The organism is Streptomyces sp. NPDC048419 (assembly GCF_043200415.1).
GTDB lineage: Bacteria > Actinomycetota > Actinomycetes > Streptomycetales > Streptomycetaceae > Streptomyces.
In genome coordinates, this window is record NZ_JBICXT010000005.1 from 411,074 (window position 1) to 426,370 (window position 15,297).

Consider the following 15,297-nt stretch of genomic DNA (forward strand, 5'->3'; position numbering starts at 1 on the left):
GGGCACGGCCGGGCGCGCGTCATGACGCCGTTCGGCCCGGACAGCCGTTCCCCACTGCCCAGAACACTACGCCTCGCCACTGACAACGCCCCCGGATCACAGGACGCTCAGAACACCCTCGTCCGTTCCCGCCCGGCAAGGATCATCGGCACCGGCGGGCAGCCCTAGGTGAAGTACACGCCACCGAGCACGACGGCCAGCGCCGCCACCATGAACACCAGGACCCAGACCAGCAACTTGCCGACGCTGGGCGGGGGTTCGTAGCGGGGTTCCTCGGAGCCGGGTCCGGGTTCCGGGTTGGTCATCGGTCCGTCACCACCGCTGCCTGGGGCCTTATCGGGAGGCGGTTCACCGGGCGTCCCGTGGCGGCGCGCACCGCGGAGGCGACCGCCGCCGGAGAGGTGACCACCGGCACCGCGCTGACCGCCTTCGCGCCGAAGGGGGCGACCACGTCGCGCTCCTCGACGAGCTTGACGATCCGGACGTCCGGGGCGTCCAGGGCGGTCGGGAGGGCGTAACCCGTGAGGTCCGGGTGGCGGATCAGCCCGCGCGCGGTGCGCAGGTTCTCCGTCAGCGCGATGCCCACACCCTGGGTGACGCCGGCCTCGATACGGGCGGCCAGCTGGGCGGGGTTGAGCACCCGGCCGACGTCCTGCGCGAGCGCCAGCTCCACGACCCGTACCGAACCGAGTTCGATGTCCACGTCCACCACCGCGCGGATCGCGCAGAAGGCCATGCCCACGAACGCGTCGCCCTGGCCCGCCTCGTCCAGCGGCTCGGTGGGGTGCGGGCGGCACTGGGCGGTGGCCCACAGCTCCTTGCCGTCCATCGCCTCGGTGACGGTGGTCGACAGGACGCCGTCGTACGACGTGATCTTGCCGTCGGTGATCTGCAGCAGCTCCGTCGACATGCCGAACTTGTGGGCGAGGGGCTGCAGGAGCTGTGTGCGGACCATCTTCGCCGCGCGCTCCACCGCCCCGCCCGACACCCAGGTGTGGCGGCCGCGGCAGCCCGCGCCGGCCGGGGGCTGGTCGGTGTCGACGGGTGCGACGTGCACCTCGTCGATGCCCAGGGTCTCCTGGACGATCTGGCGGGCCAGCGTGGTGAATCCCTGGCCGGTCTCGACGGCCGCGCAGAGCACGGTCGCCACGCCGTCCTGGACCTTCACCGTCGCGGTGGAGACCTCGTCGGCTCCCTCCGTGCCGAGCATGTGCACCATGCCCAGGCCGTAGCCCACGCCCCGGCGCACGGCGCCCGGTTCGCCCGCGCCCTCGGGGCCGCCCGGCAGCAGCCACTCGTCCTCGGGGGTGTCCTTGGGCAGCTCCGGCAGCGGGAAGTCCCGTACGGCCTGGAGGAGTTCGGCGACCGGCGCCGGGCAGGTCACCGTCTGTCCCGTCGGCAGGACGTCCCCGGTGGCCATGGCGTTGCGCAGCCGCAGTTCCGCCGGGTCGATGCCCAGCTTCTTGGCGAGCTTGTCCATCTGCGCCTCGTAGGCGGCGCAGACCTGCATCGCGCCCTCGCCGCGCACATGGCCGGAGGGCGGGTTGTTGGTGCGTACCGCCCAGCCCTCGATGAAGGCGTTCGGGACGACGTAGGGGCCGCAGGCGAAGGCCACGGCGGCGGCCAGGGCCTCGGCGGAGGTGTCGGCGTAGGCACCCGCGTCGAGCAGGATCTGCGCCTCGACCTTCACCAGCCTGCCCTCGGCGTCGGCGTGGTGGCGGTAGCGCAGGAGCGTCGGGTGCCGGTGGGTGTGGCCGAGGAAGGACTCTTCGCGCGTCGCGGTGAGCTTGACCGGGCAGCCCGTCCTGAGCGCCAGCAGGCCGAGCGGGAGCTGGAAGCCCTGGTCCTCGCGGTCGGCGGTCGCGCCGGGCACACCGGTGACGACGATCTTGACGCGCTCGGGGTCGAGGCCGAAGCAGGCGGCGGCGGTGTCGCGGTCGGCGTGCGGGTCGGTGGAGGCCAGGTACAGCTCGACGCCGCCGTCGGGGCGGGGCACGGCGAGGCCGGCCTCGGCGCCGATGGGGGCCGGGTCCTGGCGGCCGATGCGGTACTGGCCCTCGACGACGACGCCGCCGACCGCGTCCGGGTCGCCGTGACGCAGCGGGATGTGCCGGATCAGGTTGCCGTCGGGGTGCAGCGGCTCGGCCTCGAAGGCCTGCTCGGGGTCGATCACCGGGTCGAGTACCTCGTACTCGACGATGACGGCCGCGGCGGCCATGCGCGCGGTGTCCGGGTGGTCGGCGGCGACGGCGGCGATGGGCTCGCCGTGGTGGCGCACGACCTCGGAGGCGAACACGGGCCGGTCGGCGTTGCCGCGGCCGTAGCGGGCGTCACCGGGCACGTCCTCGTGCGTGACGACGGCCCGTACGCCGGGCATCTCGCGCGCGTGGGTGGTGTCGATGGAGACGATGCGCGCGTGCGGGTGCGGGGAGCGCAGGACGGCGGCCCACAGCAGGCCCTCGGCCCACAGGTCGGCCGCGTACGGGAAGGTGCCCTCGGTCTTCGCGCGGGTGTCCGCGGCCGGCAGGGACGCGCCGAGACCGTGCGGCAGCGGCTCGGGGGCGGGTGCCGGCTCCGCCGCGGTGGTCGCGGTGGCGGCTTCGTTGCTCACGCCTGGCCTCCGTCCTGGCCGTACGGCTGGTCATGCGGTCCCGGCGCCGCCGGGGCACCGGGTGACTCGAACGCCGACGGGTTGACGCCGCCGGCTCCCGGGCCCGCCTGGTGAGGGATACGGGCTCCGTCGCCGTCGTGTTCGGAGGAGTCGCCCGCGGACAGCGCCTCGCGCTCGGCGACTACCTCCTGGACGGCGTCCACCACGCCGCGGTAGCCGGAGCAGCGGCACAGGTTGCCGCACAGCGCCTGGCGGGTCTCCAGCCGGGTGGGCGCCGGGTTGCCTTCCAGCAGGTCGTGCACGGTCATCGCGATGCCGGGCACGCAGAAGCCGCACTGCACCGCGCCGCACCGGGCGAGCGCGCGCTGCACGTCGGAGGGCTGCCCCTCGACGGCGAGTCCTTCGACGGTGCGGACCTCGCTGCCGGCGGCGGTCACGGCGGGCACCAGGCAGGAGGCCACGAGCCGCCCGTCGACCTGCACGTTGCACGCCCCGCACTCGCCCTGCGAACAGCCGTCCTTGGCGCCCGCGAGGCCCAGCCGCTCGCGCAGCACGTACAGCAGCGACTCGCCGATCCAGGCGTCCGAGACGGGGCGCTCCACGCCGTTGACGCGCAGCACGTAGGAGGCGAGGGGGTGTTCCTCACCGGGGAACGGCGGCGGTGCGTCGTCTTCGGCGTCCTGGCCGTCGGCGGACTCCGGGTCGGCCGAAGTCCCGGGGGAACCGGGCGCGTTGGGGGCGGCGGGTGCGGAGGCGGCGTCCACCGCGGGCTCCGCGCGCCGCTCCACGGCCTCCTCAGGCGCCTGTGCGGGCCTCTGGGCGTCCTCGTCCGCCCCTGATGCCTCAGCGGGCCCGTGCGCGTCCTGTGCGGCGGCCACGGCGGCTTCGGCGGGCGCCTCGGCGTAGGGGCCGTCGGCGGGCGTGTCCGCGTAGGGATCGCCGGTGTGCGGCCGGGCGTGGTCCTCGGCGGCCCGCGCCCGGGACTGCTCGGCGGTGTGCGCCCGCGCGCCGTCCGCCTCGTGCGCGGCCGGGTCCGGCTGCGCGGGCGGGCGGGCGGCGGGTCCGGGCCGCTCCGGTGCGTGCTCGTCGGTGCGGCCGCCGGGGTGCGCCGCGGGGCGCTCGTACGGGTGGCCCGCGCCCGTGGGGTTCTCGGCGGGTGCGTGCGCCTGCCCGGACTCCTCACCGGGCGCGGCCTGCTCCTCGGTCTGCGGGTGCGCCCACTGCTGTCCCGCGCCGTCCGTCGCCCAGGGGGCCGCGGCGCCGCCGGGAAGCGTGGCGGGCGGTGTGCCGCCCCACTGCTGAACCAGGGACGATGTGGTGAACTCGCCCGATTCGTCCGGAAGATCACCTCCGGCGACGGGGATCGACCACTGCCCGGTCACGTCGTGTCCCGGGGCGGACCCGGACTCGGGGCCCGCGGTCTCCCCGAAGTTCCACTGCTGGGTGGTCGCCGGGTTGTACGTGAACCGGTCGTCCCCGCCGTCCCGCGGCACGGCGTTCGGGTCGGGCCACCGGGCACCGTCGGCGGGCGCCCCCCAGGCGCCGGCGGCGTTCGGGTCGGCGCCGTCGGCCGTCTCCGGATCGGGCGTTATCGGCGGCGGTACGTAGCCGTGGCCGGGCGCGGCGAGCGGGCTGCCCTCGGCGGCCAGCAGGGCGTCGATACCGCCCTCCGGGAGCTTCACGAAGGCGGTGGCGCCGTCGTCGTAGTCGCCCTGGGGCAGCGGGTCCCAGCGGCCACCGCTGCGGGGCGTGCCCTCTTCGTGCTGATCGTCGGTCACGACAGCGCCCTCCCCAGTGCTCGTCGGGCCAACGCGGCGACGGTGCGCCGCAGGTGCAGTACCGCGGGCGGAAGCGGCTGGACGGTGCCGTCCGCCTCGGGGACGGGGTCGGGGATGCAGGCCGCGGCGACGTACTCCCCGAAGGCGTTCAAGGCGTCCGGGACGATCGTTCGGCCGTTGTCCCAGTCGATGAGCCGGGCGACCCACTGCTCGGCGTCCAGGGGCCGCAGCGGCATCGGCGCTATGGCCCCGACGGCGCACCGCACTCCGCGCCGGGCGGGGTCGAGGACGAGCGCGACGGAGGCGACCGCGCGCCCGGGGCCGGTCCGGCCGGTCGCCTTCAGGAAGACCTGCGGGGCGTGCAGCAGTGGCACGCGCACGTACCCGATGAGTTCGCCCCCGCGCAGCATGTCCACGCCGGCCAGCAGGTGCGACACCGGGAGCTCACGGCGGGCTCCGCCCGGGCCCGCGATGATCAGCGTCGCCTCCAGGGCGGCCAGCACCGGCAGGGCGTCCCCGGTGGGGGCGGCCGAGGCGATGTTGCCGCCCAGGGTGCCCGCGTTGCGGATCTGCGGCGGGCCGGCCGCGCGTGCGGCCGCGGCGAGCGCCGGGATCAGCGCGGCGAAGTCGGGGCGGCCCATGCGCGCGTGCGTGAGGCCGGCGCCCAGCAGGGCGTGTCCGTCCTGGTACTGCCAGCCGCGGATCTCGCTGATCCTGCCGAGACCGACCAGCGCGGACGGCCGGAGCTGCCCGGAGTTGACGGCGGCCATGAGATCGGTACCGCCGGCCACCGGCACGGCGGTGGGCACGGCGGTGAGCGCCGCCACGGCCTCGTCGAGTGTCGCGGGCAACGTGACGGCCTGCGCCGCCTGCGGTGCGTGCGTGGTCAAACCGGCTGCCCCTTCCCGCTGCCCCACCTGGTCCCACCTGTGTTGCCGTACGGTACGTGCTGACAGGGCGGACGTGGCAACTCTGGCACATCTTCGCAAGGGCCGAAGACAGGGGTCCACTAGGAGGCATTCGCCCGCCTCACCAGCGAGATGGTCCGTTTTCGCACGGCATCACCGATGCTCTCCGATTGGCGCTCTTCGGTGATGCTTACGACGGTTTTGCCTTACCTGTTCGGGAGCTGGGCTATCTGTTCGGGGGCGCTCCCTCGATGGGCCGCCCGAGCACCCCCGGGCGCTGCTGCCAGGGCAGCGGACCGGTCGGCGGCCGGTAGCCCACTCCCAGGGCGTCAAGTCGCCGGTAGTGCGCGGACATCCGCCGCTCGAAGTCTGCGAAGTCCCGCCGGTCCGGGGCGGGCAGGGCGCTCCAGGCCACCTCGGCGAAGGCCGGGAGCCTCGGGTACGTCTGGTAGTCCACGCGCCCCTGATCCTCCATCACCTCGGTCCACACGTTGGCCTGGGTGCCGAGCACATGGCGGGCCTCGTCCTCGGTGAGCTGCGCGGGCACCGGCTCGAACCGGTAGACGTCCTCCAGGGTGCGGACGAAGCCGATCGGCACCGGCTCGTCCGCGCCCGCCGCCTGCCGGTGGTCCAGATACACGTACTGCTCGGGGCACATGACGACGTCGTGGCCCGCCCGCGCGGCGGCGACCCCGCCCGCGTACCCGCGCCACGAGGACACGGCCGCGCCCTTGGCGAGCCCGCCCTCGATGATCTCGTCCCAGCCGATGAGCCTGCGCCCGCGCGCCGTCAGCCACTTGTCGAAGTGTCCGACGAACCAGGCCTGCAACTCGTCCTCGTCCGCGAGCCCGAGTTCCTCGATACGGGCCTGCGCGACCGGGGACCGCCGCCACTGGTCCTTGCGGCATTCGTCGCCGCCCACGTGGACGAACTCCGAGGGGAACAGCTCCAGCAGCTCCTCGAACACCCCCTCGTAGAAGCGCAGGGTGTCGTCGGTGGGGGCGAGTACGTTGGCGGAGATACCCCAGTCGTCCCAGACGGAGAGGGCGGTGGTGTCGATGACGTCGGTGTTGCCGAGTTCCGGGTACGCGGCGATGGCGGCCTGCGAGTGTCCCGGTACGTCGATTTCGGGGACGACGGTGATATGCCGCTCGGCGGCGTAGGCGACGATCTCGCGGATGTCGTCCTGGGTGTAGAAGCCTCCGTGCGGCTTGTCCTCCCACAGCGGTGAGGCGCGGTGGCCGAATTTGGTGCGCGCCCGCCAGGCGCCGGTCTCCGTCAGCTTCGGGTACCGCCGGATCTCGACGCGCCAGCCCTGATCATCCGTCAAGTGGAAGTGGAGGACGTTGAGTTTGTGCGCGGCCATCAGGTCGAGATGGCGCAGGACGCCTTCCTTGGGCATGAAGTGCCGGGCCACGTCGAGCATCAGGCCCCGCCAGCGGAAGCGCGGCGCGTCCTCCACGGTCACCGTCGGCACCTCCCAGTCCTGCCCGGGCCGTACGGGAGCCCGGCGGAAGGCGTCGGGGCCGAGCAGCTGACGGAAGGTCTGGGCGCCCCAGAAGACGCCCGCCGCGCTGCCGCCCTCGATGCGGTACGGGCCACCGTCGCCGACGAGCCGATACCCCTCGGGCGGCAGGTCCGCCGCGACGGCCAGCACGACGCGGTTGCGGGCGTCGCCCGTCTCCGGGAAGGGCAGGCCCGTCGCCGCGCCGACTGTCGCCCGCAGCCAGCGCGCGACGCCTTCGGTGCCGGGCCCGGCCTCCAGTGCCGTGGCGCTGTCCAGGCTCGTGTATCCGGCGGGGTTCCAGGAGCAGCGGGCCGGGGCGGGGATCAGATCCATCGTGTCGGTCACATCAGTCCTTTACCGCTCCGCCCAGTCCGGAGACCAGGCGTCGCTGTACGAGTACGAAGAACACCAGCACCGGAATCGTCATCACCGTGGAGGCGGCCATGACCCCTCCCCAGTCCGGGTCGTCCGGCTTGTAGAACACCAGCAACGCCATCGGCAGGGTCGACTGTGAAGTGTCGCTGATGATGAAGGACTTGGCGTAGAGGAAGTCGTTCCAGGCGGAGATGAAGGAGAACACGCTCGTCGCCACAAGGCCCGGCAGGACGAGCGGGAAAAGAATCTGCCACAGAAATCGCGCACGGCTCGCGCCGTCGATGTACGCGGCCTCCTCCAATGCCTCCGGTACCGCCTTCACGAACCCCCGCAGCATCCAGATCGCGAACGGCAGCGAGAAGGCGATGTGCGGCAGGATCAGCGAGCCGAGGGTGTTCAGCAGGCCGAAGTCCCGCATCTGGAAGAACAAGGGGATGGTGAGCGCCTCCACCGGCACCATCTGGGCCACCAGAAACATGATCAGCAAGGTCGTCCGGAAGCGGAAGCGGAATCGCGTCACGGCGGTCGCGGCGAGAAAGGCGATGAAGGCCGAGACGAGGACGACACTGCCCGCGACCACCAGGCTGTTGACGAAATACCGGCCGAAATCCTGCTGCCCGAACACCCGCCGGAAGGAATCCAGGGAAGGCGCCGTGGTCCACGGCCGCGGCTCGGTCGACTCGATCTCTCCGGCCGGCTTGAAGGCGCTCAGCACCATCCAGTACAGCGGGAAGGCGACGACGACCGCGATCAGCAGCGCCGACGCCTCCGCGGCGAGCCGCCCCGGGCGCCGCACACGCACGCGCGGAAGATTCACAGCTCCTCCCCCTGGCGGCGCAGCAGCCGCAGGTACACCAGCGTCACGGCGAGCAGGATCAGCAGCATCACGACACCGATCGCGGAGCCGAGGCTGTACTGCGAGGACGCGAACGCCTGCTGATAGGCGTAGACGTTCAGGACCAGGTTCTGGCCAGCGATGCCGCCGCCGCCCGTCATGACGTAGATCTGCGTGAAGACCTTGAAGTCCCAGATGACCGACTGGATGGTGACGACGGTCAGGATCGGCCGCAGCATCGGCGCGAGCACCGAGCGCCAGATGCGCCACTGCGAGGCGCCGTCCAGCGCGGCGGCCTCCAGCACCTCGGCCGGTACGGCGCGGATACCGGCGTACACCGTGACCATCACGAACGGGAAGGAGCACCAGACCACTTCGAGCAGTACGAGGAGGAAGGCGCTCAGCCGCCCGTACGTCCACGAGTGGTCGCCGAGCCCGAGTACGCGGTTCACCGGCCCGAAGTCGGGGTCGAAGAGGAACAGCCAGACCGTCGAGCCCGTCACCGCCGGGGTCGCCCACGCGCCCAGCGCGGCCAGCATCAGCGCCAGCCGCGGCAGCGCCCGCACCCGTGTGAGCAGCACCGCGAGCGCGCATCCGACGGCGAGCGTCGAGACCACACAGGCCGCCGCGAACAGCACGGTGGCCAGCAGCACCCGCCAGAACTCACCGTCGGAGAACAGCGCCGAGTAGTTCCCGAACCCCTCGAAGGTGGTCGGCTCGCCCCCGCTGACCTGTGCCTGGGTGTACCGGAAGAACGAGATCAGCCCGAGCTGGTAGATCGGGTAGAGCAGCAGACCTCCGAGGACGACGAGGGCCGGGGCGAGATAGAGCCAGGGAGCCTTTTGACGCCGGCCACGGTGCCCCTTCAGGGGGCGCGGGGAACTGCGCGACAAGCCACGGACCACCGGCGGCCGCACACGCTGCGCAGTCTCCGAGCTGTTGGGCATCAGCGGCCTCACCCGGCGGAGCCGAACGCCGCGTCCATCTTGTGCGCCGCCTCCTCGGACGCCGCTGCAACACCCTTCTTCCCGCTGATGATCTCCTGCAGCATCGTCGGCAGGACCAGCTGGGAGTCGATCTGGGACCAACCCGCCGAGGCCGGCACGAACTTGGTCCCGGCGGACAGGGTCTGCGCGAAGGGCTTCACGTACGGCTGCTCGGCGGCGGCCTTGGCGCGGACGTCGGCGAACGTCGGCAGGAAGCCCATCGCGTCGAACATCTCGGCCTGCGTCTTCTTCGACGTGAGCTGTTCCATCAGGTCCACGGCGAGGGTGCGGTGCGAGGTGCTCTTGAGCACGCCGATGTTGTTGCCGCCCGCGAAGGCGGGCGCGATCGATCCGGACTTCACCCCGGGCAGCGGCACGACCGCGTACTTGCCCTTGACCTTCCCGGCCTCGACGGCGGTGTGGCTGAAGTCGCCGCCGATCGCCATGCCCGCCTTGCCGGCCGCGAACGCGGTGATCGTGTCGTTGCCGCCCATGCCCGCGCACTTGGCCGCGGGGCAGTTGGCGTCGCCGAAGAGCGAGGTGTACGCCTTGATGCCCTTCTGCGCGGCCGCGCCGTCGATGGCGGAGGCGTACGAACCGCCCTTTCCGGTGGCGAGTTCACCGCCGTTGGCCCAGACGAAGGGCATCGCGCCGTAGGTGTACGCGCCGCCGACGACGATGCCGTAGAGGCCGGGCTTCGCGGTGTGGATCCTGCGGGCCGTGGACGCCAACTCGTCCATGGTCTTCGGGGGTTGCAGCCCCAGCTCCTCGAAGACGTCCGTGCGGTAGTACAGGGCGCGGACGCCGACGTAGTACGGGGAGCCGTACATCCTGCCGTCGACGGTGACGGACGTCTTGGCGGTGGGGTCGGCGTCCTTGGACTCACTCCAGGCGCCGAACTCCTTGGTGACGTCGAGGAGTCCGCCGTCCTTCACATAGCCGGCCGTGTCGGTGTTGCCGAACTCCATCACGTCGGGCGCGGACTTCGGGTCGTTGAAGGCGGCCTTGACGCGCTGGGCCCGGGTCTCCACCGGGATGTACTCGACGTGGACCTTGGTGCCCTTGTGGGCCTTCTCGAAGGCGGCCACCACCGAGTCGACGGCCTTCTCCTTCGGCTTGTTGCCGACCTCCTGGAAGAGCCAGACCCGCAGCGTGCCGGTCTTCTCGTCCTTGTCGGAGGAGGAGTTGGAGGAGGTCTGGGGGGCGCAGGCGGTGACGGCCAGGGCCGTGAGCAGGACGGCGAGGCGTGGGGACAGCTTCATGGAGTGACCCTCCGGGCAGGCGTTGCAACATATGCAATGACGGTTTCGCTCTGCACAACACCACGGAGGCTAGGGATCACATGAACATGACCACAAGAGGTCTCAACCACTTCGTGACCGGCCGACGCATCCCCTGCAACGGCGGGCAGCACAAAGGCCCCCGAAGCGCGTCAGAACGCACCCCGAGGGCCTCGCGGTTCTCAGGCGGGAGCGAGCGGGACTACTTGTCGCCGCCCTTGCCGTCGTCGTCGCCGCCGGCGCCCATGGACTCGTAGATCTCCTTGCACATGGGACACACGGGGTACTTCTTCGGATCGCGGCCGGGCACCCACACCTTGCCGCACAGCGCCACGACGGGGGTCCCGTCGAGGGCACTCGCCATGATCTTGTCCTTCTGGACGTAGTGGGCGAAGCGCTCGTGGTCGCCGTCGCCGTGGGACACCTGTGGCGTCGGCTCAACGAGGGTCCCCGTACCAGTCCCGCGCTCGGGCTCAAGAGTGCTCATAAGTGCCAAGGGTACTGAAGGTCACCCGGATCAGTTGAGCGACGGGTCGTCCGGGTACGTGGCCACCATCGCCAGCTCGTTGCGCTGACGGCGCAGGACCTCGCGCCAGAGTCTTTCCGGCGACGGGGACGAGACGTCGCCCGGCTCCGACTCGACGACGTACCACGCGCCCTCGACCAGCTCGTCCTCCAGCTGGCCCGGGCCCCAGCCGGCGTACCCGGCGAAGATCCGCAGGGAGCCGAGGGCCGAGGCGAGCAGCTCCGGCGGCGCCTCCAGGTCGACCAGTCCGATCGCGCCGTGCACTCTGCGCCAGCCCAGCGGCGCCCCGTCCGCGCCCACTCCGCCGGGGATGACCGCGACCCCCAGCGCCGAGTCCAGGGACACCGGGCCGCCCTGGAAGACGACGCCCGGCTCACCGGCGAGGTCCGCCCAGCCCTCCAGGATGTCCCCGACGTCCACCGGGGTCGGGCGGTTGAGGACGACACCGAGGGAGCCCTCCTCGTCGTGGTCGAGAAGAAGCACCACCGCACGGTCGAAGTTCGGGTCCGCCAGGGCGGGCGTTGCCACGAGCAACCGCCCTGTGAGCGAGGACACCTCGGTCATGGCAGACATGATCCCGCATCTTGCCTGGGCTCGGGGAGGCAATGCGGGTAAGAAGGGTGATTGCAGCTCAGGGCGGAAGGAAGCATCCAGGGCGCACAATGGGCACCGGTGACCCCATGTGCCCGGCCAGGAGCGGTTCGTGTTGTGACGAAGCTATGACGTAGCTGGGTGGGCCTTGGGCTTACAGAAGGGGGGTAGGCGGCGATTACCCTTTCCCTTCCGGCCCCTGTCCCACTCATCGGAACGCGAGATACATGACCGTCAACGGCTCTGACGATGTACTGCTTGTCCACGGCGGAACCCCGCTTGAGGGCGAGATCCGTGTCCGCGGTGCGAAGAACCTCGTACCGAAGGCCATGGTCGCCGCCCTGCTGGGCAGTGGACCGAGTCGACTGCGCAACGTTCCGGACATCCGTGACGTTCGTGTCGTACGCGGACTCCTCCAGCTGCACGGGGTGACGGTCCGTCCGGGTGAGGAGCCGGGCGAGCTGGTGATGGACCCCTCCCACGTGGAGAGCGCGAACGTCGCTGACATCGATGCCCACGCGGGTTCGTCGCGCATCCCGATCCTCTTCTGCGGTCCGCTGCTGCACCGCCTGGGCCACGCCTTCATCCCGGGCCTCGGCGGCTGCGACATCGGCGGCCGGCCCATCGACTTCCACTTCGAGGTGCTGCGGCAGTTCGGCGCGCGCATCGAGAAGCGGGCGGACGGTCAGTACCTGGAGGCGCCGCAGCGGCTGCGCGGCACGAAGATCCGGCTGCCGTACCCGTCCGTCGGCGCGACCGAGCAGGTGCTGCTCACCGCGGTGCTCGCGGAAGGCGTCACGGAGCTCTCGAACGCGGCCGTGGAGCCGGAGATCGAGGACCTGATCTGCGTCCTGCAGAAGATGGGCGCCATCATCGCGATGGACACCGACCGCACGATCCGCATCACTGGTGTGGACAAACTGGGCGGTTACACCCACCGTGCCCTCTCCGACCGCCTGGAGGCCGCCTCCTGGGCGTCCGCCGCGCTCGCGACCGAGGGCAACATCTACGTCCGCGGCGCCCAGCAGCGCTCGATGATGACGTTCCTCAACACCTACCGGAAGGTGGGTGGCGCCTTCGAGATCGACGACCAGGGCATCCGGTTCTGGCACCCCGGCGGCCAGTTGAAGTCCATCGCGCTCGAAACGGACGTGCACCCGGGCTTCCAGACGGACTGGCAGCAGCCGCTGGTGGTCGCCCTCACGCAGGCGACGGGCCTTTCCATCGTCCACGAGACGGTCTACGAGTCCCGTCTCGGCTTCACCTCCGCACTCAACCAGATGGGTGCTCACATCCAGCTGTACCGCGAGTGCCTGGGCGGCTCGGACTGCCGCTTCGGCCAGCGCAACTTCCTGCACTCGGCCGTCGTCTCGGGCCCCACCAAGCTCCAGGGCGCCGACCTCGTCATCCCCGACCTGCGCGGCGGGTTCTCCTACCTCATCGCCGCCCTCGCGGCCCAGGGCACGTCCCGCGTCCACGGCATCGACCTCATCAACCGCGGCTACGAGAACTTCATGGAGAAGTTGGTCGAGCTGGGCGCCAAGGTCGAACTGCCGGGCAAGGCCCTCGGCTGACGCCGGCTCCTTTGTACGACGATGGGGCGGCACCCGAAAGGGTGCCGCCCCATTGGCGATTCTTCGCGCCGTACATCGTCCGGACGTGCTACGCGCCGTACATCGTCAGGTGATGCACAGACGGCGGGGTCACTTGCCCTTTGCGGCTTCCTTGAGCTTGCTGCCCGCGGAGACCTTCACGCTGTAGCCGGCCGGGATCTGGATCGGGTCGCCGGTCTGCGGGTTGCGGGCGGTGCGAGCGGCACGGTGGGTGCGCTCGAAGGTCAGGAAGCCAGGGATGGTGACCTTCTCGTCGCCCTTGGCGACGATCTCGCCGACGGTCTCGGCGAACGCGGCCAGCACGGCGTCGGCGTCCTTGCGGGTCACCTCGGCGCGGTCGGCCAGCGCGGCCACCAGCTCACTGCGGTTCATGTTGTTACTCCCGTGTTCTTCTTGCCGTTGAGGCGTGCCACGCGGCGGAGCCGCGAGAGGGCACGGTGAAGCCGATGCTGCCAGGGCCCTTGGTGAGGCCCCGGACCCGGGTCCGACGTCAGACCCTCGCGCCCAGAGACGCATCCTGCCCCCACCTGCGGCGCGAAAGCCAATCCGGCACCCGCAGGAGTCGTGAGAACACCCTTGGGAGTCACACGAAAAGAGGGCCTGAGCCTGGCCGACACGATAAACGGCGATCGGCAGGCCCTGGTTCCACGACGCGCCGGTGCAAGGCCTTGCCGTGGCGATACTCACAGCCTACGCACATCCGCGCCGCCGCCGCGATTACGACGCCGCCGCGGCCTTCGCCGCGTCCCGCACCGCACCCGCCACCGCGCCCGCGACCTTGTCGTTGAAGACGCTCGGGATGATGTAGTTCGGGTTCAGTTCGTCCTCGCTCACCACGTCCGCGAGGGCGGTTGCGGCAGCGAGCATCATGTCGGTGTTGACCGTGCGGGACTGAGCGTCCAGCAGACCGCGGAACACGCCCGGGAAGACCAGCACGTTGTTGATCTGGTTCGGGAAGTCGGAGCGGCCGGTGGCCACAACCGCCGCCGTCTGACGGGCGATTGCCGGGTCCACCTCGGGGTCGGGGTTCGCGAGCGCGAACACGATGGCGCCCTCCGCCATGGCGGCCACGTCGTCGCCGTCCAGCACGTTGGGGGCCGAGACGCCGATGAACACGTCGGCGCCGCGCACGGCCTCCTTCAGCGTGCCGGTCAGGGCCTCGGGGTTGGTGTTGTCGGCGATCCAGCGCAGCGGCGAGTCGGCCGGGGCCGCGCGCAGGTCCTCTCGGCCGGCGTGCACCACACCGTGGATGTCGGCGACGACGGCGTTCTTCAGGCCCGCGGCGAGCAGCAGCTTCAGGATGGCCGTACCGGCCGCACCGGCGCCGGACATGACGACCCGGATGTTCTCGATCGCCTTGCCGGTGACGCGCAGTGCGTTCGTCAGGGCGGCGAGGACGACGATCGCGGTGCCGTGCTGGTCGTCGTGGAAGACGGGGATGTCCAGGGCCTCGCGCAGCCGAGCCTCGATCTCGAAGCAGCGGGGCGCGGAGATGTCCTCGAGGTTGATGCCGGCGAAGCCCGGGGCGATCGCCTTCACGATCTCGACGATCGCGTCGGTGTCCTGGGTGTCCAGGCAGATGGGCCAGGCATCGATGTCGGCGAAGCGCTTGAAGAGGGCCGCCTTGCCCTCCATGACCGGCATGGCGGCCATCGGGCCGATGTTGCCGAGGCCCAGTACCGCGGAACCGTCCGTCACGACCGCAACGGTGTTGCGCTTGATGGTCAGCCGGCGGGCGTCCTCGGGGTTCTCCGCGATCGCCATGCACACGCGGGCCACACCGGGCGTGTAGACCATGGACAGGTCGTCGCGGTTGCGGATCGGGTGCTTCGACGCCATCTCGATCTTGCCGCCGAGGTGCATCAGGAACGTACGGTCGGAGACCTTGCCGAGGGTGACGCCCTCGATGCCGCGCAGCTGCTGGACGATCTCGTCGGCGTGGGCCGTGGAGCTGGCCGCGATGGTGACGTCGATACGGAGCTTCTCGTGGCCGGAGGCGGTCACGTCGAGGCCGGTCACCGAGCCCCCGTGGGACTCCACGGCGGTCGTGATCTGGGAGACCGCGGTGCCGCTCGCGGGCACCTCCAACCGGACCGTAATCGAGTAGGAGACGCTGGGCGCCGTTGCCATGGCCGACTTCCTCTGCTTTCACCGTGACGCTGATATGCCGTCCGATGGTCGCACCTACTGTCGAGTAGGCGTTAGTCGCCCCGGATTGCGAACGTTTTGTTCACGCAACGAAGAGGCCCGCGTCACATCGTGACGCGGGCCTCCCGCAGTTCAAGTG

The 15,297-nt window shown here is 71.1% G+C and carries 13 protein-coding genes; 1 reads left to right on the top strand and 12 read right to left on the bottom strand.

The annotated features are described in order from the left end of the window. Positions 1-164 precede the first annotated feature (164 nt). From ACGFYN_RS14715 to ACGFYN_RS14760, 10 genes are all read right to left on the bottom strand, one after another. Complete coding sequence (locus tag ACGFYN_RS14715; protein WP_393866181.1) at positions 165-305, bottom strand: hypothetical protein; 141 nt, start codon at positions 303-305, stop codon at positions 165-167. Next, positions 302-2,611 carry a xanthine dehydrogenase family protein molybdopterin-binding subunit gene (locus tag ACGFYN_RS14720; RefSeq protein WP_393866182.1) on the bottom strand — a complete coding sequence of 770 codons (2,310 nt, stop codon included), beginning with the start codon at positions 2,609-2,611 and terminating at the stop codon, positions 302-304. Before ACGFYN_RS14720 ends, ACGFYN_RS14715 begins: the two co-directional genes overlap by 4 nt. Further along, a complete protein-coding gene (locus ACGFYN_RS14725) occupies positions 2,608-4,389 on the bottom strand; it encodes a 2Fe-2S iron-sulfur cluster-binding protein (RefSeq protein WP_393866183.1) in 1,782 nt (593 codons plus the stop codon). Before ACGFYN_RS14725 ends, ACGFYN_RS14720 begins: the two co-directional genes overlap by 4 nt. Continuing rightward, complete coding sequence (locus ACGFYN_RS14730) at positions 4,386-5,279, bottom strand: FAD binding domain-containing protein (protein ID WP_393866184.1); 894 nt, start codon at positions 5,277-5,279, stop codon at positions 4,386-4,388. Before ACGFYN_RS14730 ends, ACGFYN_RS14725 begins: the two co-directional genes overlap by 4 nt. Positions 5,280-5,523: 244 nt before the next feature. Next, a complete protein-coding gene (locus tag ACGFYN_RS14735; protein WP_393866268.1) occupies positions 5,524-7,137 on the bottom strand; it encodes a beta-N-acetylhexosaminidase in 1,614 nt (537 codons plus the stop codon). Positions 7,138-7,150: 13 nt separating this feature from the next. Continuing rightward, positions 7,151-7,996 carry a carbohydrate ABC transporter permease gene (locus ACGFYN_RS14740; protein ID WP_393866185.1) on the bottom strand — a complete coding sequence of 282 codons (846 nt, stop codon included), beginning with the start codon at positions 7,994-7,996 and terminating at the stop codon, positions 7,151-7,153. Continuing rightward, positions 7,993-8,961, bottom strand: coding sequence for a carbohydrate ABC transporter permease (locus tag ACGFYN_RS14745; RefSeq protein ID WP_393866186.1), 969 nt, complete (start codon positions 8,959-8,961; stop codon positions 7,993-7,995). The genes ACGFYN_RS14740 and ACGFYN_RS14745 overlap by 4 nt, the downstream gene beginning before the upstream one ends. Positions 8,962-8,969: 8 nt before the next feature. Next, positions 8,970-10,262, bottom strand: coding sequence for an extracellular solute-binding protein (locus ACGFYN_RS14750; RefSeq protein ID WP_393866187.1), 1,293 nt, complete (start codon positions 10,260-10,262; stop codon positions 8,970-8,972). 220 nt (positions 10,263-10,482) lie between these two features. Continuing rightward, on the bottom strand, positions 10,483-10,767 hold the full coding sequence (locus tag ACGFYN_RS14755; RefSeq protein WP_393866188.1) for a DUF3039 domain-containing protein: 285 nt from the start codon (positions 10,765-10,767) through the stop codon (positions 10,483-10,485). A gap of 30 nt (positions 10,768-10,797) precedes the next feature. Beyond that, positions 10,798-11,370, bottom strand: coding sequence for a YqgE/AlgH family protein (locus ACGFYN_RS14760; protein ID WP_393866269.1), 573 nt, complete (start codon positions 11,368-11,370; stop codon positions 10,798-10,800). A gap of 254 nt (positions 11,371-11,624) precedes the next feature. Here ACGFYN_RS14760 and murA point away from each other — a divergent pair, with 254 nt between their 5' ends. After that, positions 11,625-12,971 (top strand): UDP-N-acetylglucosamine 1-carboxyvinyltransferase, encoded by a 1,347-nt coding sequence (gene murA, locus ACGFYN_RS14765; RefSeq protein ID WP_393866189.1) that lies wholly within the window; start codon positions 11,625-11,627, stop codon positions 12,969-12,971. 129 nt (positions 12,972-13,100) lie between these two features. Here murA and ACGFYN_RS14770 read toward each other — a convergent pair whose 3' ends face one another. Together ACGFYN_RS14770 and ACGFYN_RS14775 are read right to left on the bottom strand one after the other, a co-directional pair. Further along, complete coding sequence (locus ACGFYN_RS14770; RefSeq protein WP_007382399.1) at positions 13,101-13,382, bottom strand: HU family DNA-binding protein; 282 nt, start codon at positions 13,380-13,382, stop codon at positions 13,101-13,103. A 345-nt stretch (positions 13,383-13,727) separates the two neighbouring features. Next, on the bottom strand, positions 13,728-15,140 hold the full coding sequence (locus ACGFYN_RS14775; RefSeq protein ID WP_393866190.1) for an NAD-dependent malic enzyme: 1,413 nt from the start codon (positions 15,138-15,140) through the stop codon (positions 13,728-13,730). Positions 15,141-15,297 lie beyond the last annotated feature (157 nt).

Coding starts and splice junctions, on each gene's coding strand:
- ACGFYN_RS14715 (WP_393866181.1), bottom strand. CDS start 305: ATGACCAACCCGGAACCCGGACCCGGCTCCGAGGAACCCCGCTACGAA.
- ACGFYN_RS14735 (WP_393866268.1), bottom strand. CDS start 7,137: ATGGATCTGATCCCCGCCCCGGCCCGCTGCTCCTGGAACCCCGCCGGA.
- ACGFYN_RS14745 (WP_393866186.1), bottom strand. CDS start 8,961: ATGCCCAACAGCTCGGAGACTGCGCAGCGTGTGCGGCCGCCGGTGGTC.
- ACGFYN_RS14750 (WP_393866187.1), bottom strand. CDS start 10,262: ATGAAGCTGTCCCCACGCCTCGCCGTCCTGCTCACGGCCCTGGCCGTC.
- ACGFYN_RS14755 (WP_393866188.1), bottom strand. CDS start 10,767: ATGAGCACTCTTGAGCCCGAGCGCGGGACTGGTACGGGGACCCTCGTT.
- ACGFYN_RS14760 (WP_393866269.1), bottom strand. CDS start 11,370: ATGACCGAGGTGTCCTCGCTCACAGGGCGGTTGCTCGTGGCAACGCCC.
- murA (WP_393866189.1), top strand. CDS start 11,625: ATGACCGTCAACGGCTCTGACGATGTACTGCTTGTCCACGGCGGAACC.
- ACGFYN_RS14770 (WP_007382399.1), bottom strand. CDS start 13,382: ATGAACCGCAGTGAGCTGGTGGCCGCGCTGGCCGACCGCGCCGAGGTG.
- ACGFYN_RS14775 (WP_393866190.1), bottom strand. CDS start 15,140: ATGGCAACGGCGCCCAGCGTCTCCTACTCGATTACGGTCCGGTTGGAG.